This window comes from Dokdonella sp. (assembly GCF_051958935.1).
Taxonomy (GTDB): domain Bacteria; phylum Pseudomonadota; class Gammaproteobacteria; order Xanthomonadales; family Rhodanobacteraceae; genus Dokdonella_A.
Genome location: NZ_JBQCFP010000131.1, coordinates 1 through 23488, shown reverse-complemented (window position 1 = coordinate 23488; position 23488 = coordinate 1). Strand labels below are relative to the sequence as shown.

Genomic DNA, 23488 nt, shown 5'->3' with positions numbered 1-23488 from the left:
GGATTCATCATGCACGCTCGCCTCAGGACTCCGGGTCGCAGTGCCCTGCGCATCGGCCGTCTTTCGGAAGGCGCGGCCGTACTCGCACAGCGCGTGCACGACCAGCTCGCGAAGGGCGATCGGACGGTCTTCGCAGCCGACGACGGCGTCGTCTACGTCGACCAGCCCGATCGTACCGACGGCATACCGCTGCACTGGATCGCCGGTACGTTCACGCTCGGCCAGTCGTACCCCGACCTCGTCGAAGACATCGCCTTCCTCAGCGACAGCCGCAGCAAGGACTGGATCGTCGGCTAGGCCGCCGTCGCCGGCGCACCGCCGTCAAAGCGGGACCGCTTCTCCCCGCGCCGGCGGTTCGCGCAGTCCGAACGGATCCGGGCTCGGCAGGTGATCGAGCTGCGCCAGTTCGGGATCGACGGCATCGTAATCGCCGAGCGGCCGCGTACCGTCGGCCATGCGCCAACCGAGGATGCGCCAGTCTGCTTCGCGGTTGACCGCGTCGCTCGTGAAACGTCCCGCATCGGCATGGAAGCCGAGCACGTTCCAGACGTCACGCGCCTCGTCGACGAGCACGAGTTCGATGCGTGCGCTGCGCAGCGGGGGCCGTGCACGACCCTTGCCATGGATGGCATAACAGCGCTCGACGCGGCGCGAACCCGGAACGGCGAGCGGGACAAGGCATGGGGACATCGGCTTCGTCGGATGCATGGCGGCCTCCTGTTCGTGGGGAGCCGCAGGCTCTGCGAAGCGCGTCTCACGGATGGCGACGGGCCGGGGCATCCTCGCCGCTTCCCGCCGCGCGCCCTTCACCGCTGGCCCGTCGCGTCCTTCACGGATAGATTCACGGGATCACACGCCACCCATCCTGATTGCCCGTGAACGCCGAACCCTTCGATCTCGTTTCATTCTGGAAGCACGCCGGCACCACGAAGTGGTTCGGCCGCGACGATGCGTTCGATGCGGCGCTGCGCGAGCGCTACGCGGCCGCGCATCATGCTGCGGCGCGGCGCGAACTCGACGGTTGGCGCGCAACGCCGGAGGGTGCGCTCGCACTCGTGCTGCTGCTCGACCAGGTGCCACGCAATGTGTTCCGCAACAGCGCGCATGCATTCGCCACCGACGGCCTCGCACGAACGATCGCGACGGAAGCGATCGACGCCGGCCATGACCGCGCGGTCGGACAGGAACTGCGCCTGTTCTTCTACATGCCGTTCGAACATTCCGAAGCGCTCGCCGACCAGGACCGGTCGCTCGCGCTGTTAACCGCGATGGGCGAGGACTACTACCTGAGGTATGCGATTGCGCATCGCGACGTGATCGTGCGCTTCGGCCGCTTCCCGCATCGCAATGCCGCCCTCGGTCGCACCAGTACGCGCGAAGAGCAGGCATGGCTCGATGCGGGCGGCGGCTTCTGAACGGACCGCCCGTTTCAGGGCGGAAGCAGTTCGACGGTATCGATCGCCCACAGCGGATCGTGCCCTTCTCCGCTGAAGACGAAACAGAGATCGTGGACCCCCGGCCGCGGCGCCAACGCGGCCTCGAGCACGCTCGCGCCCGCGTTCGTGCGCGCCCGCTCGAGCGGCAGGATCGCGAGGGGCTCGCCCGCGCATCCGTCGAGGACACGCAGCTCGCCGGAGGGCGTCGCGGGCGACGGCCTGGGCACGATGTTCGCCGTGTCGTCGCCGAGTTGGAAGTTGTACGGCAGCTGGCCGACCGCGACGCGGATGCGCGTGGCACCATCGAGCGGCGCATGCGGCCATGTCCAGCACGGATCGAACAGGTCGACGTCGAAGAACGCGCGCGGGCCTTGCGCCGGGGCGTCGTCCTCGATACGCAGCACGAGCTTGCCGCTGCACTGCGCGAGTTCGTTGCTCGCACGACGCAGCCCGGCGTCCGGCGCGCGTGCGACCACGGGGCCGACGCGCCGGCCATCGAACCAGCTTGCGGCGCGGATGACGGTTGCGGCCGGCGGCGTCAGCGCGCCGCCGGCGTAGATCGGCGAGCGTGCATCGGGCTCGCGCCCGTCGAACGTGTAGCGCATCGGCAGGCCGGCCTGGTTCGACAATACGACGCCTTGCGGCGTGTCGGTGAACCGCACTTCGAACGCGCTCTGCGCCGCGGCGATGCCGTGTGCCCGCCAGCGTTCCATCTGCGGCACGAGGCGCGAGACGAAGCCGCGCCAGTCGTGCGATTCGCGCGGCGACCACAACGCTTCGGAGAGCGCGGCCAGACGCGGGAACGCCGCGTGTTCGACCATCGCGCTCGTGCGCATGTGTTCGCTCCAGAGGTTCGCCTGCGCTCCGAGCACTCGGCCCGCAGCGGACGCGCCCATGTCGGCGGTCGCATCGAACGCATGGACGTCGGCGAGCGTGCGCAGATCCGGTCGGCCGGAGGGCTCGTCGCCCGCATCGCTCTGCAGATGATCGAAATAGAGATCCGGCGAAGGCGCCATCACGACCGGATGGCCCGCGTTCGCCGCCTCGATGCCGCCCTTCGTGCCGCGCCAGGACATCACCGCGGCGTCCGCCGGCACGCCGCCTTCGAGGATCTCGTCCCAGCCGATCAACTTGCGGCCGCGCGCGGCGAGGTGCTTCTGCATGCGCGCGATGAACCAGCCCTGCAGCGCGTTTTCGTCGGCGAGCCCGAGTTCGCGCATGCGCGCCTGCGTGGGCGCCGATGCCTTCCACTGGTCCTTCACCGCCTCGTCGCCGCCGATGTGGATGTACGTCGAGGGGAACAGATCGACGACTTCGTCGAGCACGTCCTGCATGAATGCGATCGTGGGTTCGTCGACGGCGAGCAGATATCGGTGCACGCCCCAGTCGGGCGAGACGACCGGCTCGTCGCGTGAGGCGCCGAGTTCCGGGTAGGCGGCGATCGCCGCCTGCATGTGCCCGGGCATGTCGATCTCGGGCACGATCGTCACGTAGCGCTCGGCCGCGTAGCGCACGATGTCGCGGAGTTCATCCTGCGTGTAGACGCCGCCGTAGCGGACGGGCTTGCCGTCGACATCGGTGCCCGCAGCACCGGCCGGACGGCGCCATGCGCCGATTTCGGTGAGGCGGGGATGGCGCTTGATCTCGATGCGCCAGCCTTGGTCGTCGGTGAGATGCCAGTGCAGCACGTCGAGCTTGGCGAGCGCGAGTTCGTCGATGAAGCGCTTGACGAATGCGGGCGACTGGAAGTGGCGCGCGGAATCGAGCATCGCGCCGCGCCAGGCGAATCGCGGTTGGTCCTCGATGCGCAAGGCCGGCAGCTCGATCGTCGCCGTCGGCGTCATCGTCGCCGTGGCGAGCTGCCACAGCGTCGTGCTGCCGCGGAACAGGCCGCGCGCTTCGCGTGCGGCGAGTTCGACATGCGCCGCATCGACGACGAGGCGATAGCCCTCGCCTGCGGGCAAGGCGGCATCGCCCGGACGCAGCGAAAACGCGATCGCCGCATCGCGTGCATTCGAGGCCGCGGCGACATCGAGATGCAGGCCGCGATCATCGGCCATGCGCGCGGCGAAGCCACGCGCGATCGCGAGCGCCTCGTCACCGCCCCCGGCATCGAGCCGGGCACCTTCACGCAGCATGTAGTGGCCATGCCCGGCCTCGAGCTGCGCCGGCCACGGCAGCAGCGGCGGCAGCGGCGCCGCCGCGCGCGGGGGCGGCGGATTCGTTGCGCAGGCGGCGAGGAGGAGCAACCCGGGTATCGACCATCGGCGCATGTGCAACACCTCCTGCGTTTTTCTGGACTTGTTCCGAATGGGAATGAAGGACTGATGGAACCCGAATCGCCCCGGCCGGACCTTCATCCCTCCCCCACTCCCGCCGGGAGACGGGCGAGCGCGAGGGTTCTACAAAAAAAAAAAGACGGGCCGGGGTGAGCCGGCCCGCGAATGTCGCACGTTGGAGTCGTCAGAAGTTGAAGCGCAGATTCGCCATGTAGCGCCGGCCCGTCGTGTATTCGCCGAACAGCTGGTCCTCGTTGCCAACCGCGTACTGGTGGTATTTCTCGTTGAGCAGGTTCATCGCATCGAACGTGACCATGAAGTTCTGGTTGAACTTCCAGCCGAGGCTGAGGCCGAGGTCGGCGTAGTCGTCGACGACCGCCGGCGGCGCACCGGCGACGTAGCCGCCGGCCAGGTAGTGGTCGCGCCAGTTGTAATTGATGCGCGCGCTGAACGGGCCGTTCTCGTAGTACGGGCCGACGCTGATCGAATTCTTCGACTGGTACGGCATCGGCGTGCCCTGGCTCGTCTCGCCGTCGGCGTAGGTGTAGTTGGCGACCATGCCGAAGCCGGTGCTGCCGAACGCCTGCTGGTAGGTGAGCGTGGCACCCTTGATCTTGGCCGTGCCCGCATTGCGCGGACGCGAGATGTCGTAGTCGCAGAAGCCGTCGGCGGTGCAGCCGTGGCTGCCGACCAGCGAATCCCACTGCGTCGGATCGGTGTCGCGGATCGAGTTGTAGTGGCGCTCGGTCGACGGCATCGTGTCGATGTAGTTGAGCACGTGCTTGAAGAAGATGGAGCCCGCGATCACCGACTGCTCGGCGAAGTACCACTCGGCCGAGAGGTTGAAGTTCACCGACTTGTACGGCTCGAGGTCGGCGTTGCCGCCACTGCCGGTGAGCACGGTGTCGTTGAGGAACGTGTTGTTGACCATCTGGTTGTACGGCGCCCAGGCGATCACCTCCGCGCCGGACAGGCGCAATACGACGTCGGGTGCCGCGTCGTAGGCGATGTTGAACGACGGCAACCAGTTGTTGATCGACGATTCCTTGGTCTGGTACCAGCCCGCCGGCGCCGGCAGCACCGGCGCGACGCTGCCCGGCAGGTTGAAGCCTGAGCCTTCCTGCTCGGTGTGCACGTAGCGCACGCCGACGTTGCCGCGCCAGACGTCGTTACCGAAGTCGACCTGCACGTACGCGGCCGAATTCTCCTGCGTCAGCGCCCAGGTGTTGTTGAGGTAGCTGCCCGGGTCCGGATGCGCGAAGTCGAGATGGCTGTTGCGGATCCAGTTGAGGATGTTGCGCTCGCCGACCTGCAGGTGGTGCGCCTGGTCGGGCGAGAAACCGGAGAACTCGTCGAGGATGTCGGTCGGCGATATCGTGCCGACGTCGGCGAGCGTGCCCGGCGTGACGCCGCCGTAGACGTTGAGGCCGTAGTTTTCGTCGTGCTTGGCGTAGCGCACGCCGACGAGCAGGCGATTGATCCAGCCCCCCGTGAAATCCTTGCCGAAGTCGAGCTGGCCGTAACGGTCCTTCGCATGCGCCATGAACACGCCGTTGTTACCGAGCCAGCCACCGCCCCAGTTGGCCGGGTCGCGTCCCGCGGCGGGGTCGTCGAACGAGTAACCGTGGCGATCATCCCAGCTGAAGCCGCCGAAGTAGACCGGCTCGAGCAGGTACTGGCTGATCTTCGGGTTGTCCGATTTGGTCGAGCCGATCTGGCCCGCGAGGTTCCAGCCTTCGCCGTGATAAGCGCCGCGCAGGTCCAGGCCCTTGGTGGTGACTTCCGACGAACGCAGCTGGTTGTCGTAGATGATGCCGGCGCCCTCGCCCGCGGAGTGCCCGCCTGTGACGAGGCCATGGTTGCCCTGGGTGAAGCTGTCGACCGCGGCCATCGTGGCCGTATTCCAGTGCAGGAAGTTGTAGACCGACTGGTTGTAGTTGTCGAAGCTCTCCTTGATGTAGATCCCGCTCAAGGTCGCATCGAAACGTTCGTCCGGCTTGAACTGCAGGTTGACGACCGCGCTGTTGCGCTTGCGCTCCTGCTGGAAGTACGCCGCGTTGATCTCGTCGGGCACGAGCGCGTTCGCGTCGAGCGAGCCATTCGCGACCTGGGCGGCGATCGCCGGGCTCGCCGCCGCGTATTCGGACACCGGGTGGTAGCCGAAGATCTCGATGCCCTGGCGATCGACCGATTCTTCGTAGTGCTGCGCGGCGATGTTGAAGCCGAACGTGCCCTGGTCGTTCTTCCAGCTGTAGAGCACCGACGCGTTCGGTTTGCCGTCCTCGGCCTGGTCATTGTAGTTGTAGCCGACGGATCCCGCGATCGTGTTCACGTCGAGGTCGAGCGGCAGGCGCGTGTGCATCATGACCGTGCCGCCGAGGCTGCCTTCCGGCAGGCGCGCTTCGGACGACTTGTACACTTCGAGGCGTCCGAGGATTTCCGGCGCGAGCAGGGTGTAGTCGAAGCCACGGTTCGGCTGCTCGCCGTAGAGCCAGATCGCCTGCGCGACGGGGTGGCCATCGATGAAGGACAGGTTGAGGCTCGGATCGGTGCCGTCGATGCTGACGCGCTCGCCCTGGCCGAAGCGGCGATCCAGCGTGACGCCCGGGATCATCACCATCGCCTCGGCGACGTTCGTGTTCGGGAACTTGCCGATGTCCTCGGCGGTGATCGCATCGACGATCGCATTGGCGTCGCGCTTGGTATCGAGCGATGCCTTGAGGCTTTCGCGGATGCCATGCACGACGATCGCGTCCATCTCCTGCGCGCGCGCGTCGTCCTGCGCCGCGCCGGCGGCGCCCTCGGCCGAGGCGTCCGCGGACTCGTCGGCGGCAACCGACGATTCCGCCGCATGCGCCGCGGCGGCGAATGCGAAGGCGGCGAGGATGCTCGCCGACAGCATCGTTTTCCTGCAGGTCCTGCTCTTCACGGTGAACCCCTCCTCCAGTGGTTGGTCTGCGGACGCGTTCGCTGCGCGCCGCTCGCCGGCTCGTGTCAATCCGTCGTCGCTTTCGTCCCGGTTCGTTGCGCAGCCGCCGCTCGGCGGCCGCCGTGGTCGCTGTCGAAGTACCAGCTCGCGGCGCCGATGACACCGAGCTGTGCATGGTCGACGAGGCGTATCGAAGTGCGCGCGAGCGCTTCGCGCATCGCGCCCTTGTCGAGGAAACGCTCGATGAAGCGGCTGCGCACCAGCAGCTCCTTCATCTGCGGCAGCACGCCGCCGGCGAGGTAGATGCCGCCCTGCGCGCCGTAAAGCAGCGCGAGGTCGCCGAGCACGCTGCCGAACCAGCCGCAGAACACCTCGACCGTTTCCGCCGCGAGCGCGTCGCTGCCGGCGAGCGCGCCGGCGCTGATCTGCGCCGGCGTCTGCGCGAGCGGCGGCGCGCCGCGCAGCGCTCGGATCGCCGCATGCAGGTTGGTGAGCCCGGTGCCCGACAGCACGTGCTCGATCAGCACGCGCGGGCTGCGCTTGCGCAGTTCGCGCAGCACGTCGAATTCGAAATCAGTGGTCGCGGCGAGCGTCGCCTGGCCGACCTCGGTTGCGAGGATCACCGGCCGCCCGTCCTGCGCGATGTGCACGGCGCCACCGAGCCCCGTGCCGGGTCCGACCACGAGCATCGGCCCGGGACGGTGTTCGGCCGGGCCGCCGAGCAGCAGCGCGCTCGCATCGTCGACGTGGCCGACCGCGTACGCGACCGCCTCGAAATCATTGACCACCGCGAGGTCGGCGAGACCGAGGCGCGAGCGCAACTCGGAGAGCGAGACCGGCCACGGCAGGTTCACGTTGACGACCGCGTCGTCGACGACGAAACCGGCGATCGCGAGCGCGGCCGAGGCCACCGGCGTGTGCACGTGGCTCGCACGGAACGCCTCGATGATAGCGGCAAGGCTCGGGAACTCCGCGCAGGCGTACTTGCAGTAGTCGCCGATCGCGAACGCGCTGCCGCGCTCGCCGGCGACCGGCACGATCGAGGCGATGCGCGCGTGGGTGCCGCCGACATCGGCGGCGATGAGCGGCTGGCCGGCGGTACGCGAGGCGATGCGGTAGCGGTTCTCGTTCAACCCATTCCCCGGGAACTGACTGGTGAGTGCCGCTCCACCAGGCGGGGGCGACCTCGAGACGCGGGCAGTCTCGATGCGCTTGACAACGTTGTCAACTTGCACTGCAAAATGAACCCGGGAGCCCAACGCAGCTACCATTCGGCAGGCATTGGGGACGCCGACAGATCGCAGGCCAGCGCCATAAATGCCGCAGATTGCGCGTCACCGGCCTCGCCGTGGCGCGAGATGACAACGTTAATACGCCCGCGCCAGACCGGTCAGGGCGAGAGGAGAGTCTCGATGGTCGCCACCGCCGCGAACACGTCCGTGCCGAGCCGGCACGCGCCGATGCTGATCATCGGGCTGCTGTTCTTCATCTTCGGCTTCGTGACCTGGATGAATGGTCCGCTGATCCAGTTCGTCGAACTCGCCTTCGAGCTCGACACGGTCAATGCGTTCCTCGTGCTGATGGCGTTCTATCTCTCGTACTTCTTCCTCGCCCTGCCCGCCGCGGCGATCCTGCGCCGCACCGGCATGAAGCGCGGCATGGCGTTCGGCCTGTTCGTGATGGCGCTCGGCGCCCTCGCGTTCGGCCAGTTCGCGGTGCAGCGCTGGTATCCGGGCGCGCTCGGCGGCCTGTTCGTCATCGGCGCGGGCCTCGCCTTGCTGCAGACCGCGGCGAACCCGTACATCAGCATCCTCGGCCCGATCGAAAGCGCGGCGCAGCGGATCGCCTTCATGGGCATCTGCAACAAGGTCGCCGGCATCCTCGCGCCGTTCGCGCTCGGCGTGTTCGTGCTGCACGGGCTCGGCGACCTCAAGGCCGAGGTGCAGGCAGCCGATCCGGCCACGCGCAGCGCCCTGCTCGATGCGTTCGCCGCGCGCGTGCACCTCCCCTACCTCGGCATGGCGATCGTGCTCGCCGTGCTCGGCGCGTGGATCGTGCGCTCGCCGCTGCCGGAGGTGCGCGCCGCCGAGGCGAACGCGGCCGCCGCCCAGCGCGACGGGCTGCGCGCCTATCCGCACCTCTGGCTCGGCGTGCTCTGCCTGTTCCTCTACGTCGGCGTCGAGGTCATGGCGGGCGATGCGATCGGCACCTACGGCCGCGGCTTCGGGCTGCCGCCCGACGAAACGAAGTTCTTCACGTCCTTCACGCTGAGCGCGATGCTCGCCGGCTACGTCGCCGGGCTCGTCGCGATCCCGCGCTTCGTCTCGCAGTCGCGCTACCTCGCGGGCTCCGCCGCGCTCGGCGTGCTGCTCGCACTCGGCGCGTACTTCACCCGGGGCTATGTCTCGGTCGGCATGGTCGCCGCGCTCGGCTTCGCGAACGCGATGTTGTGGCCGGCGATCTTCCCGCTCGCGATCAAGGGCCTCGGGCGGCTGACCGAGATCGGCTCGGCACTGCTGATCATGGGCATCGCCGGCGGCGCGCTGGTTCCGCAGACGTTCGCGATCCTGCGCGAGCACGTGGACTTCCAGTTCGCGTTCGCCGCGATCATGGTGCCGTGCTACCTGTACATCCTGTACTACGCGGTGCTCGGCCATCGCGCCGGCCGGTCGGATTGACGATGCGTTTGCAGCTACGATGCCGCTTCGCCCAACGGAGCGGACTGCGATGAGCCGACCGACGATCAGGGACGTGGCGCGCCATGCGGGCGTGTCGCTGAAGACCGTGTCGCGCGTGATCAACGGCGAGGCGTCGGTGCGCGACGACACGCGCGAGCGCGTGCAGCGCGCGATCGACGAACTCGACTACGCCCCGGACCAAGCCGCGCGCACCCTGCGCGGCGCGACTTCGCACGCGCTCGGCCTCGTCTACGACAACCCCAATCCGTACTACGTGATCAGCGTGCAGAACGGCGTGCTCGCCGCCTGTCGCGACCAGGATTTCGGCCTGCAGATCCATCCCTGCGATTCGAATGCACCCGACCTCGCCGACGAGCTGCGCGAGCTGGTCGGCCATGCGCGCCTCGCCGGACTCGTGCTCGCGCCGCCGATGTCCGAACGCATGGAGCTCATCCGCTACCTCGCCGAGCACGGCATCCGCTTCGTGCGCATCATCTCCGCCGCCGAGGATCCGGCCGACGGGTATCCGTGTGTCTACGTCGACGACCGCGACGCGGCCTACGACATCACCGAACACCTGATCCAGCTCGGCCACCAGCGCATCGGCTTCCTCTGGGGAGGCGCCGAGCACCGCTCGAGCCCGGAACGCTTCAAGGGCTACGAGTCGGCGCTCAAGGACTACGGCATCCCGCTCGACAAGAAGCTCGTGATCCCGGGCGACTATTCGTTCGACGACGGCTTCCGCGGCGCGCGCCGGCTGTTCGCGCTGCGCGAACCGCCGACCGCGATCTTCGGATCCAATGACGAGATCGCCGCCGGCGTGCTCGCCGCGGCGAAGGCGAACGGCATCGACGTGCCGTACGAGCTGTCGATCGCGGGCTTCGAGGACAGCCCCTTCTCGCGCCAGTCGTGGCCGGCGCTGACCACCGCCAAACAGGCGACCGAAGACATTGCGCGCCACGCGGCGTTGCGCCTCATCGCCGAACTCAAGCCGGCCGGCAGCGGCGTCATCCATCTCAACCGCGGCTTCAGTCCGCAGCTCGTGATCCGCGACTCGACCGCGCGCGTGCGCACGACCGCGCCATGAGTGCCGTGCCCGAGGACTCCATGCCCGACCTGCCCGCTGCCGCCGAATCGACCCGGATGTATCGCGAGGTGCGCGAATCGGCGGCGGCGATCGCACGCCAGCTCGAGGCGAACCGCGACGTGATCGGCGAACTCGCGACGCGGCTCCGGCGCGAGCGCCCGGCGCTCGTCGCGACCGGCGCGCGCGGCAGCTCCGACAACGCGGCGACGTTCGCCAAATACCTCATCGAGACGCGCCTCGGCGTGACCACCGCATCGGCCGCGCCATCGGTGCAGTCGGTGTATGCGGCGCGCACCGGACTCGACGGCGCGTTGTTCCTTGCGATCTCGCAATCGGGCCGCAGCCCCGACCTCGTCGCCCAGGCGGGCGCGGCCCGCGAGGCCGGCGCGCGCGTCGTCGCGATGGTCAACGTCGTCGACTCGCCGCTCGCGGCCGCCGCCGACGTCGTCGTGCCGCTGCATGCAGGCCCTGAGCTCCGCGTCGCGGCGACCAAGAGCTACCTCTGCTCGCTTTCCGCCCTGCTCCATCTCGCGGCCGAATGGGCCGGCGACGCGTGCCTGCGCGACGCGCTCGCGCGCGTGCCGGAAGCACTCGAGAGGGGCTGGCAACACGACTGGACCGCGCTCGTCGACGGCCTAGCCGCGGCACGGAACCTGTTCGTCGTCGGGCGCGGCTTCGGCCTCTCGGCCGCGCAGGAAGTCGCGCTCAAGTTCAAGGAAACCTGCGGTCTGCACGCGGAAGCGTTCAGTGCCGCCGAAGTGCAGCACGGGCCGATGACCCTCGTCGAGCGCGGTTTCCCGGTGCTGTTGTTCGCCCAGCACGACGACAGCTACGACGGCACGCTCGCGGTCGCCGAGCGCTTTCGCGAACGCGATGCGCGCGTGTGGGTCGCCGCGCCCGGCGGCGGCGACCTCGAATTCGCGGTGACCGCCGACCCCGCCTGCGCGCCGCTGCTCGCCGTGCATCGCTGCTACGGCGCGATCAATGCGCTCGCGCTGCGCCGCGGCCGCGATCCCGACGCGCCGCCGCACTTGCGCAAGGTCACCGAGACGCGCTGATGGCGATTGCATTCGTCAACGCCCGCGTACTCGTCGACGACGGCTTGTGCGACGACCTCGCGGTCGTGGTCGAGCACGGCCGCATCCTCGCGCTGGAACCGGCACGCGAGGTGCGTGCAACGGCCGAGCAGATCGACCTCGGTGGCCATTGGCTCGCGCCCGGCTTCATCGACGTGCAGGTCAACGGCGGCGGCGGCGCACTGTTCAACGATGCGCCGACGGTGCAGACGATCCGCCGCATCGGAGCGGCGCACCGGCGCTACGGCACGACCGGTTTCCTGCCGACCCTGATCAGCGACGACGCGGCGACGATGCGCGCGGCGATCGCCGCGGTCGACGATGCGATCGCCGCGGGCGTGCCTGGCGTGCTCGGCATCCACCTCGAAGGCCCGTACATCGCGCCTGCGCGGCGCGGCGCCCACGATGCGGCGAAGTTCCGCGCGCTCGACGACGCCGAACTCGAACTCGTCTGCTCGCTGCGCCGCGGCGTTACCGTGCTCACGCTCGCGCCCGACCAGGTATCGCCCACGCGCGTGCGCGAACTCGTCGCGCGCGGCGTGATCGTCTGCATCGGCCACACCGCCGCGGACTACGCGCAGGCGCGGGCCGCGCTCGACGCGGGCGCGCGCGGCTTCACCCATCTCTACAACGCGATGTCGCCGCTGCAGGGGCGCGAGCCGGGCGTGGTCGGCGCCGCGCTCGAGGACCGCGCGAGCTGGTGCGGGCTCATCGTCGATGGCCATCACGTGCACCCAGCGTCGCTGCGCGTCGCGCTCGCGGCGAAGCCGCGCGGCAAGTTGCTGCTCGTCACGGATGCGATGCCGCCGGTCGGCGCGGAGGTGGACAGCTACGAACTCGCCGGCGTGACGATCCGCTGCCGCGACGGCCGCTGCGAGACGCCCGACGGCGTGCTCGCCGGCTCCGCGCTCGACATGGCGAGCGCGGTGCGCAACACGGTCGCGACGCTCGGCGTGCCGCTCGAGGACGCGCTGCGCATGGCCTCGACCTGGCCGGCCGAGTTCCTCGGCATCGGCGCCGAGCGCGGGCGCATCGCGCCCGGCCAGCGCGCGGAACTGGTCGAACTCGACACCGACCTCCGCGTCGTGCGCTGCTGGCCCTGATCGCCCGCTCGCCGCCGCGCCATCGCGCGGCGGCGAGGCGACCGTCAGCGCCGCGACCCGGCGTACTCGCGCAAGGCCGCTCCCAGCTTGTCGAATTCGGCCGCGAGCGCGGGGTCGAGCGCGCGCTTGTCGATCGCGACGAGATCGTGCTGGTCGCGATTTGCGGCCGCCGGATTGACCGCCCGGTTCGATCCGAGCGGAATCAGCTCGCCTTCGTACAGGACGCGCGCGGCGGTCGCGAGCGAGCCATCGCCGGTCGGCTCGTTGCTGGACAGGTGCACCCAGGCCGAACCGAGGCCGCGGCGGTCGTCCATGCCGAGCACGTAGGAGTGCACGTAGTTGCCGGACTGCGACGCCACGACGATGTAACGATGCGCGGAAGCCGAGTACGTACCCAGCGCGACGCGGCTGAACCCGTCGTCGCTGTGGCCGGCCGCGTAGACCGTGCCGTCCGAGCCCGTGTAGGGATGGTCGAACACGATCCAGTCACCGTCGACGAGCCCGCCGGCATTGAGGCTGAACACCCATTCGCCGTACAGCATGCCCGTGAGCGACGGGAAGCCGTAGTTGAACTTGACGATCTCGAGCGAACCCGCCGGCGTCGTCAGCGTGGCCGACTGGTTGTCGTGGAACTGGATCGAGATCGGCCCCGCCGCCGCACTGTGCACGACCGGCTGCTGCGCCGGGCAACCGAAGCATTGGCCGTTCGAGTAGCTGTCGTAGGTGCTGGTGAACCGCCCCGTGTCATGGTTGTAGAAACCGGAGGAGAGGTACCAGATCGGATCGCCGCTGCCGGTGTAGATGAACGTGGTGACGATCATCGTGTCGCCCTGGATGTCGATGTTGAAGCCGCGGCCACCGTCGCCCGGATGAGCCCACAGACCGACCGACGGGCCGCCGATCGTCGTGGACGCGTGTGCCGCGAAACTGCCCGTCGCGAGCGCGATGGCCGCGACCCATGCCAACCCTTTCATGCCGTTCCCTCCCTCGAGTGAGCCTGCGGCGGCGCGAGCCGCCACCGACCGTGATCGACCGGCTGAAACCACCTTCTCCGCGCCGGCTACGGTCGTATGGAGGAAAACGGCGCATCGCGCCGTTCCAGACAGCGCGGACATGTCGATCCGGCGCGCGGCCGTTCGTCGTCCCGGAAGAGAGCCGCAAACACCGGGGACAGCGGCGCCCCGAGGAGGCGACGATGCGAGTCATGGTGATGGTGCGGGCCACCGAGGCGTCCGAGCGCGGCGATCCGCCGAGCGCGGCGCTGCTGGCGGCGATGGGCCGCTTCAACGAGGAACTGGCGAAGGCCGGCATCCTGCTCGCCGCCGATGGCCTCAAGCCCAGCTCGGCCGGCGCGCGCGTGCGCTTTTCCGGCAAGGCGCGCACCATCGTCGACGGCCCGTTCGCCGAAGCGAAGGAACTCGTCGCCGGATTCTGGTTGTGGCAGGTGCGTTCGCTCGACGAGGCGATCGAATGGGTGCGGCGATGCCCCAATCCGTTCGAACACGGCGAGTCGGAGATCGAGATCCGTCCGCTGTTCGAAGCGGAGGATTTCGCCGTGGATGCCGCTGCGGGTGAGCCGCGGACATGAACGCCGGCCGCGCGCGACCGCGCGATCCGTTGGCTGCGACGGGCGCCGCGCCGCACCGATCGATGCGCGCACGCGCAACTGCGGTGCTTGTGCCGCCCGCGCGGAGATGGTGTGATCGGCGGCCATGCCGACCGATTCCATCCACCGCGCGATCGATGCGATCTGGCGCATCGAGTCGCCCAAGCTCATCGCGAGCCTCACGCGCATGGTGCGCGACATCGGCCTCGCCGAAGAGCTCGCCCAGGACGCCCTCGTCGCCGCGCTGGAGAACTGGCCGGGCGCCGGCATACCCGACAATCCCGCGGCCTGGCTCATGGCGACGGCGAAACGCCGCGCGATCGACCAGATGCGCCGCCAGCAGCTGCAACAGCGCAAGCACGAACAGATCGGACACGATCTCGTCGCCGAACAGGAGGAAGGCCACGCCGACATCGCCGATGCGCTCGACGACGACATCGGCGACGACCTGCTGCGCCTCGTGTTCACGTCCTGCCATCCCGTGTTGTCCCGGGAAGCGCGCGTAGCGCTCACCCTGCGCGTGCTTGGTGGCCTCGCCACCGATGAGATCGCGCGCGCGTTCCTAGTGCCGGAGGCGACCATCGCGCAGCGCATCGTGCGCGCGAAGAAGTCGCTCGCCGCGGCGGACGTACCCTTCGAAGTGCCGCGTGGCCCCGAACTCGCCGAGCGCCTCGCCGCCGTGCTCGAGGTGATCTACCTCGTGTTCAACGAGGGCTATTCGGCGACCGCGGGCGATGACTGGATGCGGCCGGCATTGTGCGAGGACGCGCTGCGCCTCGGCCGCGTGCTGCAGGGCCTCATGCCCGAGCAGGCCGAAGTGCACGGCCTCGTCGCGCTGATGGAGATCCAGGCTTCGCGTTCGCGTGCGCGCACCGGACCGAACGGCGAGCCGATCCTGCTGCTCGAACAGAACCGCGCGCTGTGGGACCGGCTGGCGATCCAGCGTGGCCTCGCCGCGCTCGCGCGCGCGGACCAGCTCGGCGGGGCGCTGGGCCCGTATGCGTTGCAGGCCGCGATCGCGGCCTGCCATGCGCGCGCGCGCGTCGCCGAGGAAACCGACTGGGAGCGCATCGCCGCGCTGTACGGCGTGCGCGCCGGCGGCGCGCCCGCGCCGATCGTCGAACACAACCGCGCAGTCGCGGTGGCGATGGCGAACGGCCCTGCCGACGGCCTCGCGATCGTCGACTCGCTCGCCGGCGAGGCATCGCTGCAGAACTACCACCTGCTGCCGAGCGTGCGCGGCGACTTCCTTGCCAAGCTCGGCCGCAACGCCGAAGCACGCGGCGAGTTCGAACGCGCCGCAGCGCTCACGCGCAACGAACGCGAACGTGCGCTGCTGCTTTCGCGCGCCGCCGCGTGCGCTGCGAACGGCTAGCCGGGAGCGACGATCGCGCGCTCGCGCTGCAGGCAGCGGTACAGCGCCGGCAGCACGAGCAGCGTCAGCAGGGTCGACGACACGATGCCGCCGATAACGACCGTCGCGAGCGGCCGCTGAACCTCCGAGCCGGCACCGACGTTGAAGGCCATCGGCACGAAGCCGAGCGACGCGACCAGCGCGGTCATCAGCACCGGGCGCAGTCGCGCCAGCGCACCATCGACGATCGCGTCGTCGAGCGCATCGCCCTGCTCGCGCAACTGACGAATGAAGGCGATCATCACGAGGCCGTTGAGCACCGCGACGCCCGACAGGGCGATGAAGCCGACGCCGGCCGAGATCGACAGCGGTATGCCACGCACGGCGAGCGCGACGACGCCACCGGTCAGGGCGAGCGGCACGCCGCTGAACACGACCGTCGCATCGCGCAGCGAGCCGAAGGCCGTGAACAGCAGCCCGAAAATCAGCGCGAGCGCGAGCGGAACCACCACGCCGAGGCGCCGACCGGCCGAGATCAGCTGTTCGAACGTGCCACCGTATTCGATCCAGTAGCCCGCCGGCAGCGCCACGTCCGCCGCGACGCGGCGGCGCACCTCGCCGACGAAACCGCCGAGGTCGCGCTCGCGCACGTTCGCACTGACCACCACGCGGCGCTTGCCGTTCTCGCGGTTGACCTGGTTCGGGCCAAGCCACGATTCGATCCGCGCGACCTCGCGCAGGGGCAGCGCGCGCGGCGCACCGCTGGCCCAGGCCGCGGCGCGGCTCGCTTCATCCGCATTGGTCGATGCCGGCAACGGAATCGGCAGGTCGGCCAATGCCGCCGGATCCTGGCGCAGGTGATCAGGCAGGCGCACGACGATGTCGAAACGGCGATCGCCGTCGAACAGTTGGCCCGCGACTTCGCCGCCGACCGCGGTCGCGACCGCGGCCTGCACGTCGGATGCATCGAGGCCGTAGCGCGCGAGGGCTTCGCGATCGGGCACGACCGTCAGCAGCGGCAGCCCACCGACCTGCTCGGTGCGGACGTCGGCGGCGCCCTCGACCGTGCGCAGCACGCGCTCGATGCGTGACGCCGCGCGCGCGAGCCGGTCGAGATCGTCGCCGTAGATCTTGACCGCGACGTCGGAGCGCACGCCTGAAATCAGCTCGTTCGTGCGCATCTGGATCGGTTGGGTCAGCTCGTAGTTGTTGCCGGGAAGGCGCGTGATCGCCGCCTCGATGCGCGCGAGCAGCGCAGGCTTGGGCATGCGCGGATCGGGCCATTGTTCGCGCGGCTTCAGCATCACGAACGTGTCGGCCACCGACGGCGGCATCGGGTCGCTCGCGACCTCGGCGGTGCCGATCTTGGAGAACACGCGCGCGACCTCGGGAAACTCCGCGAGGGTCGCCTCCAGTGTTTCCTGCATCGACACCGACTGGCCGAGGCTGGTGCCGGGAATGCGCAGCGGCTGCACGACGATGTCGCCTTCGTCGAGGCCAGGCACGAACTCGCTGCCGAGGCGCGTCGCGAGCACGCCGCAGGCGACGACCCACGCCGTTGCCGCGGCCACGACCGGAATGCGCAGGCGCAGGGATGCCGCGAGCAACGGCGCGTATGCGCGCCGCACCCATGCGACGAGGCGGTTTTCCTGCTCCGCCGTGCGGCCGCCGAGGAAGATCGCGATCGCCGCCGGCACATAGGTCAACGACAGCGCCATCGCCGCACCGAGCGCGAGCACCACGGTGATCGCCATCGGCCGGAACAGCTTGCCCTCGACACCTCCGAGCGCGAAGACGGGCAGGTAGACCGCCGCGATGATGCCGAGGCCGAACAGGCTCGGGCGGATCACCTCGGCGGTCGCGCTCGCCGCCACCTCGAACCGCTCGTTGGCGTCCATCGTGCGACCGAGCCGCTGTTGCTGCTCACCGAAACGGCGCAGGCAGTTCTCGACGATGATCACCGCGCCGTCGACGATCAGGCCGAAATCGAGCGCGCCGAGGCTCATGAGGTTGCCGGATACGCCACCGCGCAACATGCCGATCACGGTGAGCAGCATCGCGAGCGGAATCACCGCCGCGGTCACCAGCGCCGCCCGCACGTTGCCGAGCAGCAGGAACAGCACCGCGATCACCAGCAGCGCGCCTTCGGCGAGGTTGCGCGCGACGGTGCGGATCGTGCGGTCGACGAGCGCGGTGCGGTCGTACACCGCGGTGGCGTGCACGCCCGCGGGCAGGCTCGCGTTGGCGTCCGCGAGTTTCGCCGCCGCCGCGCGCGCGACCTCGCGGCTGTTGGCGCCGACCAGCATGATCACGGTGCCGAGCACGACCTCGCGCCCGTTCTGCGTCGCCGCGCCGCTGCGAAGGTCCCTGCCGTCGCCGACGCTGGCGACGTCGCGCACGCGCACGGGCATGCCGTCGCGGCGATCGAGCACGATGCGACCGATCGCGTCCGCGTCGGCGACCTGGCCCGGCACGCGCACGAGGTACTGCTGGCCGTTGCGCTCGATGTAACCCGCGCCGACATTGCGCGTGTTCCTGCCGATCGCCGCGACGACATCCTCGAGGGTGAAGCCGAGCGCGATCAGTCGCGACGGATCGGGCGTCACGTGCACCTGGCGCTCGTAGCCGCCGATCGTGTCCACGTCGGTGACTCCGCGCGTGGTGCGCAACTGCGGCCGCACGACCCAGTCCTGCAGCGTGCGCAGGTCGGTCGCGTTCCACGGCGTGCCGTCCGGTTTGCGCGCCGCGGGATTGGCTTCGACCGTGTACATGAAGATCTCGCCGAGACCGGTCGCGACCGGCCCGAGCCGTGGCTCGAGCCCGCCCGGGAGCTGCGCGCGCACTTGCTGCAGGCGCTCGGCGACCTGTTGCCGCGCGAAATACAGGTCGGTGCCGTCGACGAACACGACCGTGACCTGCGACAACCCGTAACGCGACAGCGAACGCGTGTAGTCGAGCCCGGGCAGTCCCGCCATCGCCGTCTCGACCGGGTACGTCACGCGCTGCTCGGCTTCGAGCGGCGAGTAACCCGGCGCTTCGGTATTGATCTGCACCTGCACGTTCGTGATGTCGGGCGTCGCGTCGATCGGCAGCCGGGTGAAGCTCCAGGCCCCCGCGCCGAGCAGGCCAAGCGAGAGCAGCAGCATGAGCCAGCGCTGCCGGATCGAGAATCGGATGATGCGCTCGAGCATGCGCGCCGCCTCAGTGCTCATGCTCGGCGCCGGCCTTGCCGATGTCGGCCTTGACCAGGAAGCTCTGCTCGACCACGACCTGCTCGCCGGCCTTCGCGCCATCTAGGATTTCCACGCGCTGTGCGTCGCGCCGGCCGAGCTTCACCGGACGCATCGAGTAGAGATCGCCTTCGCGCACGTAGACGACATCGACCTCGTCGACGGTCTGCAAGGCGCCGAGCGGCACCGCGATCGCGACCGGCTGGCGATCGACGGTCACGCGAGCGCGCACGGCCGTGCCCGGCCGCCAGCGGCCATCGTCGTTGCGCAAGGTCGCGCGCGCGATCGTGCTCTGGCTCGCCGAGGCGGTCGCCGGCAGGCTTCGCTCGAGCGTCGTCGCGGCGGTCGCGCCGTCGTCGATGCGCGTGACGACGACCGTGGTGCCGGCGCGGATGTGCTGCGCGTCCGCGCCGAACAGGTGCAGGTCGACCCAGAGCTGCGAGAGGTCCGCGATCTCGTACAGCAACGCGCCTTCGGCGGCGACGCTGCCGACGCTCGCAGGACGTTCGAGCACGGTTCCGCCGAGTGGCGCGCGGATCACGTAGGTGGTGAGGCTCAGGTTGCTCTCGATCGTCGCGAGCGCATCGCCCGCGCGCACGGCGTCGCCGATGCCGGCGCTCAAGGAGCGGATCGGGCCGGGAAAACGCGCCGTCACCTTCGCGACGCGCCCTTCGACCGGCGTGAGCAGTCCCTGGATCTCGTGTTCGTCGGCGATCACGCCCGGCCCGAGCGGCGCGACCACGATCCCCGATGCGGCGGCGACATCGGGCGCGATCACCGTGCTCGTTCGCGCTTCGCCGTGGTGGGCCTCGTCGCCCTGCACCGCAGGCGACGTCGGCGGCGGCGTGCGTCCGCAGGCCGCGAGCGTGGCGAGCAGCAGGGCCACCGGTATCCGTGCGTGGATCTTCATCGCGGCGCCTCCGTGGTGTGCGTCGTCGTTGCCGCGGGCGACATCGATTGGCCGGTCAGGCGCTGGATCTCGATCAGGGCACGCTGCGCGTCGACCGCGACATCGAGCTGCTGGCGCAGCTCCGCCGTGCGCGCCGATTGCAACTGCGCCCATTCGAGATAGCTCGCCGCACCGCCGCGATAGGCACGTTCCGCCGCCGCCTCGGCTTTCGCCAGCAACGGCAAGACGTCGTCGCGCACGCGCTCGACCTCGAGCCGGGCGGCCCGGTAGCGGCCATGCGCGTCGAGCAGGGTCGACTGCAGCGCGAGGTCCTTGCCCTCGCGTTCCACCTCGATCGCGGCGAGTTCGGCCTGCGCCGCGCGTTGCGCCGGCTGTGCGCGCGAGCGCGCGCCGAGCGGAACCGACACGCTCGCGATCAACGCGGTGTCGTCGCCCGCCCCCAGCCGGCGCACGCCGAGCTGCCATTGCACGTCGGCGCTCGCCTCGCTGCGGGCGAGTTCGAGGCGTGCCTCGCGGATGCGCCGCTCGTCGGCGAATCGCGACATTTCCGGCGCCTGCTCGAGCAGCGCGGCGAGTGCGGCTGCGTCGCCGATCGGCGGCAGCACGGTAGGGTCGGCGGCAGCGACGTCGAACTGCGGATCGCGCTCGCCCCACAACACCGCGAGGTGCCGGCGTGCGGCATCGAACCGCTGCAGGCCGCGATCGCGGTCCACCTGCGCGCGGGCGAGCGCCGCACGCGCCGCGAGCACGACGGACTCGGGCGATGCACCCGCGCGCAGGCGCACCTCGGCGGCGGCGACCGCGCGTTCGCGTTGGGCGACGTCGATGTCGGCGATGCGCCGGCGTGCGCGCTCGGCAACGATGTCGAGATGGCGGCGCGCGACGTCGGCGAGCAGGTCGAGCCGGCGCGTGGCGCGTTCGACCGCGAGCGCATCGATGCGGCTCTGCGCGAGCGTGCGGCGCGCATCGAGCTTGCCGCCGCGTTCGAACACCGATGCGAGCGTCAGCGACAGTTCGGCCGCGCGCACGCCGCGCGTGTCGCCCGTGCCGAACGCATTCTCGAGCGTCGCGCCCACGCTGAGCGGCGGGCCCTGCGACGCCGCCGCGAGATCCGCGGCGAGCACGTCGCCGCGCAGGTCGACCCAGCGCAGGTCGGGATGCCGCTCGGCGACGCGCGCGAACGCATCCTCGAGCGTGATGACGGAAGGCGCCTGCGCCGATGCGATGTCGCACCGTGCAAACACCAGGGCAGCCGTCGCTGCCAGGCGCAACCACATGGAAAATCCTCCGATGCCGCGGGGAACGCGCCGGCCGTGCCGGCGCGACCACGCGTCAGGAGGCGATCGGCGGACGCAGCGCGACCGGATACGGCGTCGGCCGGAACAGGCGCGCCAGCGACGGCACCGGCGCCGGTGCGCCGGGTTCGATCGTGCTCGCGCGCACGGCCGGCGCGACGGCGGCCACGTGCACGCAGCACTGGCCGCAATGCTGCATCGGGCAGCCATCCGCGCCGCCTGCGTCGGGCGGCGTCGCCGCCACCGCAGCACCTGCGGGCAACGTGGTGAGCTGCAGGTCGGCGATGTCGCACGCGGAGGCGAGCAACGGCTTCGCCACGAGGCCGAACGCGACCAGCGCGAGCAGGAGGAGGCGCAAGGCGGTGTACGGTGGCCGACGCGGCGACATGGCGAGAGGTTAGCGGCGCGCGCGTCGGTTACACAATTGCATCGCGCATGAGCCTCTGGACTGCGGGGGCTTGCTACGCGCGGCGGCGCGCGCTGCCTGTCGCGACTGCTCGGCCAGTTCCACTGAGCGAATTCCCTCAGGTCGGCTGCATGCATGCGTGCGCAAGCGTGGGGGTTCGCGAGCCGCGCTCGGCGTGCAGCGCGGCTCAACTCCAGGCGGTTCGCGCGCGGACGCCGACGCCGCGTCGCGGTGGCAAACTCGCGCGCGTCATGGGAGGAGAGGACGGCATCGCCGTGATCAGTCACGCGATCCCCTGGGTGTCCCTGCTGGCCGCTTGCCTGGCCCTCGCGCCGCTGCGCGAACTTTCCGAAAAAGATGCGGATGGCACGTTCGACGTGCGCGTCGGCGAGCACGTCTCGGTCACGCTGCATGCGCAGCTCGGCACGGGCTACCGCTGGATCGCGCGGCCCGCGCCACTAGTCGCGCTCAGCGAACGCCCGCTGCAGGGCGCCGACCGACCCGGTGGCGAAGAACGCCAGGTGTTCGAGGTGACGGCGCTCGCGAGCGGCACGGCCGAGCTGGAACTGGACTATCGCCGCTCATGGATGCAGAGCGAAGCGCCCGCCAGACGCTGGCACGTCACGCTGCGCATCCACGCGGCGGACGACGACGATCAACGCCCGCACGGGGTGAAGCAGCCATAGGCCGGGAGGCCGTGCGACTACCGATCCGCGTCAACAAGGAGGAGACCATGCATCGCCATGTCGTCCAGCTCGTCGCCGTCGCCCTCGCGGTTTTCGCGATGGGCACCGCGTTCGCCCAGGATCCGCCGTCACGCGAGGACATGCGCGCGACGCTCGCGAAGAAGCCCGACCTGCGCCGCGCATCGGCCGCGGTACGCGAGCAGCTCGCCGCTTCGAACGAACTCATCCGGCGCGAGCGTCTCGCCTACAAGGTGGGCTACACGAGCGCGCTCGACGTGCCGCTGGAGATGCTCGCCGCGACGAAAATCCCGCGCGAGCTGCCACCGGAGGCTTTGAAGATCGCGCAGGCAGGGGCGGAACTCGCACGCATCGATCATGAGCGTTTCGAGGAAGTCGCGCGCCTCAACCCGCGCCTCGTCGATCGGCTCAAGTTCCGCCTCGCCTGCCATGCCAACGCGTCCGCCTGGGACTGGCGCAAGGTCGGCAAGGTGACCCCCGTGAAGGCGCAGGTCTGCGGCACGTGCTGGGACTTCACCGCGCTGGGTTCGTACGAGGCGAGCTACGCGATCCGCAACAACGCGCTCGTCGACACGTCCGAGCAGTACGTGCTCAACTGCGCCAACGCCGGCTCGTGCAGCGGCGGCTGGTGGGGGCCGGTGTACGACTTCCTCGTCACGCACGGCACCGCGTCGGAAACGGCCGACCCCTTCACCGGCAACGACGCGCAGGCCTGCGCGGCCAACGTGGCCACGCCCTACCGTGCAACCGCCTGGGGCTTCGTGAATACCGCGGACTGGACCAAGGTGCCGTCGCCGTCCGCGATCAAGCAGGCGTTGTGCGAGCACGGCCCGCTCGCGACCGCCGTGATGGCCGACGCACAGTTCCAGGCCTACACGGGCGGCGTGTTCTCGTCGAACCAGACCTATCCGTGGATCAACCACGGCATCGTCATCGTCGGCTGGAACGACCAGAAAGGCGCGTGGCTGATCCGCAACTCATGGGGCACGAACTGGGGAGAGACCGGCGGATACGGCAGCGAGCGCGGTTACATGTGGATCAAGTACGGCAGCAACAACGTCGGCGTGGCGACCGCCTGGGTCGATGCGAGCCGGCGCTTCTACGTGTTGCCCGACCGATACCGCGAGCTGCTGCGCGAGCGGCAGATCCCGGTGCCACCGTTGCCGGATCCGGACCCCCTGATCCGCCCGAAGCTCAAGGGGGTCACGCTGCCCGAGCATTGATGCGGGCAACCTCGGGTCCGGGGCGTCGCCCTGCGCTGCCGCGGACGCTTGCCCGGCCTCAACGCTCGGGGAGCTTGATCACCTTGAGCTTCTGGCGGATCAGCGGGTCGGGATCCGGCAGCGGAGGCACCGGAATCTGCCGCTCGCGCAGCAGCTCACGGTATCGATCGGG

18 protein-coding genes and 1 pseudogene are annotated in these 23488 nt (G+C 69.9%); 10 read left to right on the top strand and 9 right to left on the bottom strand.

Annotation, left to right across the window (positions count from 1 at the left end):
* The first annotated feature begins 9 nt into the window (after nucleotides 1–9).
* A complete protein-coding gene (locus tag ACTHK2_RS12975) occupies nucleotides 10–297 on the top strand; it encodes a hypothetical protein (RefSeq protein WP_440246140.1) in 288 nt (95 codons plus the stop codon).
* 24 nt (nucleotides 298–321) lie between these two features.
* Here ACTHK2_RS12975 and ACTHK2_RS12970 read toward each other — a convergent pair whose 3' ends face one another.
* The gene (locus ACTHK2_RS12970) at nucleotides 322–708 is read right to left on the bottom strand and encodes a hypothetical protein (RefSeq protein WP_440246139.1); all 387 of its coding nucleotides are present in this window, start codon (nucleotides 706–708) and stop codon (nucleotides 322–324) included.
* 167 nt (nucleotides 709–875) lie between these two features.
* Here ACTHK2_RS12970 and ACTHK2_RS12965 point away from each other — a divergent pair, with 167 nt between their 5' ends.
* The gene (locus tag ACTHK2_RS12965; protein ID WP_440246138.1) at nucleotides 876–1415 is read left to right on the top strand and encodes a DUF924 family protein; all 540 of its coding nucleotides are present in this window, start codon (nucleotides 876–878) and stop codon (nucleotides 1413–1415) included.
* 14 nt (nucleotides 1416–1429) lie between these two features.
* On the opposite strand, the gene ACTHK2_RS12960 is transcribed toward ACTHK2_RS12965, so the two are convergent.
* The 3 genes from ACTHK2_RS12960 to ACTHK2_RS12950 form a co-directional block, all read right to left on the bottom strand.
* Complete coding sequence (locus tag ACTHK2_RS12960; RefSeq protein WP_440246137.1) at nucleotides 1430–3709, bottom strand: family 20 glycosylhydrolase; 2280 nt, start codon at nucleotides 3707–3709, stop codon at nucleotides 1430–1432.
* Nucleotides 3710–3899: 190 nt separating this feature from the next.
* Nucleotides 3900–6617, bottom strand: coding sequence for a TonB-dependent receptor (locus ACTHK2_RS12955; protein ID WP_440246153.1), 2718 nt, complete (start codon nucleotides 6615–6617; stop codon nucleotides 3900–3902).
* A 92-nt stretch (nucleotides 6618–6709) separates the two neighbouring features.
* The gene (locus ACTHK2_RS12950; RefSeq protein WP_440246136.1) at nucleotides 6710–7777 is read right to left on the bottom strand and encodes a glucokinase; all 1068 of its coding nucleotides are present in this window, start codon (nucleotides 7775–7777) and stop codon (nucleotides 6710–6712) included.
* 279 nt (nucleotides 7778–8056) lie between these two features.
* Between ACTHK2_RS12950 and ACTHK2_RS12945 the strand changes: the two genes are divergently transcribed.
* Genes ACTHK2_RS12945 through nagA form a run of 4 tightly spaced genes read left to right on the top strand, consistent with a single transcriptional unit; the run spans nucleotide 8057 to nucleotide 12588 of the window.
* Complete coding sequence (locus ACTHK2_RS12945; RefSeq protein ID WP_440246135.1) at nucleotides 8057–9322, top strand: sugar MFS transporter; 1266 nt, start codon at nucleotides 8057–8059, stop codon at nucleotides 9320–9322.
* 49 nt (nucleotides 9323–9371) lie between these two features.
* Nucleotides 9372–10409 carry a LacI family DNA-binding transcriptional regulator gene (locus ACTHK2_RS12940; protein ID WP_440246134.1) on the top strand — a complete coding sequence of 346 codons (1038 nt, stop codon included), beginning with the start codon at nucleotides 9372–9374 and terminating at the stop codon, nucleotides 10407–10409.
* A gap of 20 nt (nucleotides 10410–10429) precedes the next feature.
* A complete protein-coding gene (locus tag ACTHK2_RS12935) occupies nucleotides 10430–11467 on the top strand; it encodes an SIS domain-containing protein (RefSeq protein ID WP_440246152.1) in 1038 nt (345 codons plus the stop codon).
* A complete protein-coding gene (gene nagA / locus ACTHK2_RS12930; protein ID WP_440246133.1) occupies nucleotides 11467–12588 on the top strand; it encodes an N-acetylglucosamine-6-phosphate deacetylase in 1122 nt (373 codons plus the stop codon). Before ACTHK2_RS12935 ends, nagA begins: the two co-directional genes overlap by 1 nt.
* 44 nt (nucleotides 12589–12632) lie before the next feature.
* On the opposite strand, the gene ACTHK2_RS12925 is transcribed toward nagA, so the two are convergent.
* Entirely contained in the window at nucleotides 12633–13562 is a 930-nt protein-coding gene (locus ACTHK2_RS12925; RefSeq protein ID WP_440246132.1) for a hypothetical protein, read from the bottom strand.
* Between the two features lie 50 nt (nucleotides 13563–13612).
* Here ACTHK2_RS12925 and ACTHK2_RS12920 point away from each other — a divergent pair, with 50 nt between their 5' ends.
* Both ACTHK2_RS12920 and ACTHK2_RS12915 read left to right on the top strand, forming a co-directional pair.
* Nucleotides 13613–14176 (top strand): YciI family protein, encoded by a 564-nt coding sequence (locus ACTHK2_RS12920; RefSeq protein ID WP_440246131.1) that lies wholly within the window; start codon nucleotides 13613–13615, stop codon nucleotides 14174–14176.
* A gap of 124 nt (nucleotides 14177–14300) precedes the next feature.
* Nucleotides 14301–15569 (top strand): RNA polymerase sigma factor, encoded by a 1269-nt coding sequence (locus ACTHK2_RS12915; protein ID WP_440246130.1) that lies wholly within the window; start codon nucleotides 14301–14303, stop codon nucleotides 15567–15569.
* Here the strand turns inward: ACTHK2_RS12915 and ACTHK2_RS12910 are convergent.
* From ACTHK2_RS12910 to ACTHK2_RS12895, 4 genes and pseudogenes are all read right to left on the bottom strand, one after another.
* Nucleotides 15566–18739: an efflux RND transporter permease subunit gene (locus tag ACTHK2_RS12910; protein WP_440246151.1), complete on the bottom strand. Its 3174-nt coding sequence runs from the start codon at nucleotides 18737–18739 to the stop codon at nucleotides 15566–15568. The genes ACTHK2_RS12915 and ACTHK2_RS12910 overlap by 4 nt on opposite strands.
* A 10-nt stretch (nucleotides 18740–18749) precedes the next feature.
* A pseudogene (locus tag ACTHK2_RS12905) lies at nucleotides 18750–19559 on the bottom strand (efflux RND transporter periplasmic adaptor subunit); the annotation flags it as partial.
* Between the two features lie 125 nt (nucleotides 19560–19684).
* On the bottom strand, nucleotides 19685–20965 hold the full coding sequence (locus ACTHK2_RS12900; protein ID WP_440246129.1) for a TolC family protein: 1281 nt from the start codon (nucleotides 20963–20965) through the stop codon (nucleotides 19685–19687).
* A gap of 55 nt (nucleotides 20966–21020) precedes the next feature.
* Nucleotides 21021–21341, bottom strand: coding sequence for a hypothetical protein (locus ACTHK2_RS12895; RefSeq protein ID WP_440246128.1), 321 nt, complete (start codon nucleotides 21339–21341; stop codon nucleotides 21021–21023).
* 11 nt (nucleotides 21342–21352) lie between these two features.
* Here ACTHK2_RS12895 and ACTHK2_RS12890 point away from each other — a divergent pair, with 11 nt between their 5' ends.
* Nucleotides 21353–22075, top strand: a complete 723-nt coding sequence (locus ACTHK2_RS12890; protein ID WP_440246127.1) for a protease inhibitor I42 family protein — start codon at nucleotides 21353–21355, stop codon at nucleotides 22073–22075.
* 47 nt (nucleotides 22076–22122) lie between these two features.
* The gene (locus ACTHK2_RS12885) at nucleotides 22123–23316 is read left to right on the top strand and encodes a C1 family peptidase (RefSeq protein ID WP_440246126.1); all 1194 of its coding nucleotides are present in this window, start codon (nucleotides 22123–22125) and stop codon (nucleotides 23314–23316) included.
* Nucleotides 23317–23488 lie beyond the last annotated feature (172 nt).